Source organism: Mycolicibacter senuensis (assembly GCF_003284925.1).
Lineage (GTDB): Bacteria > Actinomycetota > Actinomycetes > Mycobacteriales > Mycobacteriaceae > Mycobacterium > Mycobacterium algericum_A.
In genome coordinates, this window is sequence record NZ_QMEX01000284.1 from 1 (window position 1) to 1,682 (window position 1,682).

1 protein-coding gene is annotated in these 1,682 nt (G+C 70.6%); it reads left to right on the forward strand.

Annotated elements, in window-relative coordinates:
- Positions 1-46: 46 nt before the first annotated feature.
- The gene (murC, locus tag DQP56_RS24135; RefSeq protein ID WP_112689594.1) at positions 47-1,531 is read left to right on the forward strand and encodes a UDP-N-acetylmuramate--L-alanine ligase; all 1,485 of its coding nucleotides are present in this window, start codon (positions 47-49) and stop codon (positions 1,529-1,531) included.
- Positions 1,532-1,682 lie beyond the last annotated feature (151 nt).

Consider the following 1,682-nt stretch of genomic DNA (forward strand, 5'->3'; position numbering starts at 1 on the left):
CGGCGTTGGACATTGCAGTGGCCGGCCGGCGGTCTCGGAGCCGTAAATGAGCACTGATCAGCTGCCGCCGGAGCTGAGCCGGGTGCACATGGTCGGCATCGGGGGAGCGGGCATGTCCGGTATCGCCCGCATCCTGCTGGACCGCGGTGGCCTGGTGTCGGGATCCGACGCCAAGGAGTCGCGCGGGATCCACGCGCTGCGGGCCCGGGGCGCGCAGGTGCGGATCGGCCACGACGCCTCGGCGCTGGATCTGTTGCCGGGCGGTGTCACAACGGTGGTGACCACCCACGCGGCGATCCCCAAGACCAACCCCGAACTCGTCGAGGCCCGCCGCCGCGGCATTCCGGTGGTGTTGCGGCCGGCGGTGCTCGCCATGCTGATGGCCGGGCGCACCACCTTGATGGTCACCGGGACGCACGGCAAGACCACCACCACGTCGATGCTGGTGGTCGCGCTGCAGCACTGCGGGCTGGATCCGTCGTTCGCGGTCGGTGGCGAATTGGGTTCGGCCGGTGCCGAGGCCGGCACCAACGCCCATCACGGCAGCGGACCGTTCTTCGTCGCCGAGGCCGACGAGAGCGACGGCTCGCTGCTGGAGTACACCCCGAACGTCGCGGTGGTGACCAACGTCGAAGCCGACCACCTGGACTTCTTCGGCAGTGCCGAGGCCTACACCCGGGTCTTCGACTCGTTCATGGAGCGCATCACGCCGGGCGGCGCGGCGGTGGTGTGCGTCGATGACCCCGGCGCCGCCGAGCTGGCCGATCGCACTGCGGCACAGGGCATCCGGGTTCTGCGCTACGGCACTGACCGGCCCGGACAGCAGGAGCTGGCCGGTTCGCTGTTGAGCTGGGAACAGCAGGGTACCGGCGCGGTCGCCGAGATCGCGCTGGCCGGATCCGCGTACCGGGAGGCGATGCGCCTGGCGGTGCCGGGTCGGCACATGGCGCTCAACGCGCTGGGTGCGTTGCTGGCTGCGGTCGAGGTCGGCGCGCCGCTGCATGCCGTGCTCGACGGGCTGGCAGGCTTCGACGGGGTACGGCGCAGGTTCGAATTGGTGGGCTCGGCGGGCTCGTCGGGGTCGGTGCGGGTCTTCGACGACTACGCACACCATCCCACTGAGATTGCCGCGACGCTGACCGCGGTCCGCGCACTGCTCGCCGAGCGTGGCAGCGGTCGCAGTTTGGTGGTGTTTCAGCCGCATTTGTACTCGCGCACAAAGGCTTTCGCCGCGGAGTTCGGCCGTTCATTGAACGGTGCCGATGAGGTGTTCGTGCTTGACGTCTACGGTGCGCGTGAGCAGCCATTGCCGGGCGTGAGCGGGGCCAGTGTCGCCGAGCATGTGAGCGTTCCGGTGCACTACCTGCCGGACTTCGCCGCGGTGCCGCAGGCGGTCGCCGCGGCGGCCGGGCCCGGTGACGTGATCGTCACCATGGGCGCCGGCGATGTGACCGTGCTGGGCCCGGAGATCGTGACCGCGCTGCGGGCGCGGACCGACCGGACCCTTCCCGGCCGCCCGGGCGTGCTGTGAGTACGCCACCCGACGAACCCCACGTGACACCGGAAGACCCGGTGGGCGACGGTGCCGCCCGGGACATCGAAGAAACCGAGGACGTCGAGAACACCGGACTCGGCCAGGACACCGACGCCGGCCAGGACTCCGACGCCGGCCAGGACTCCGA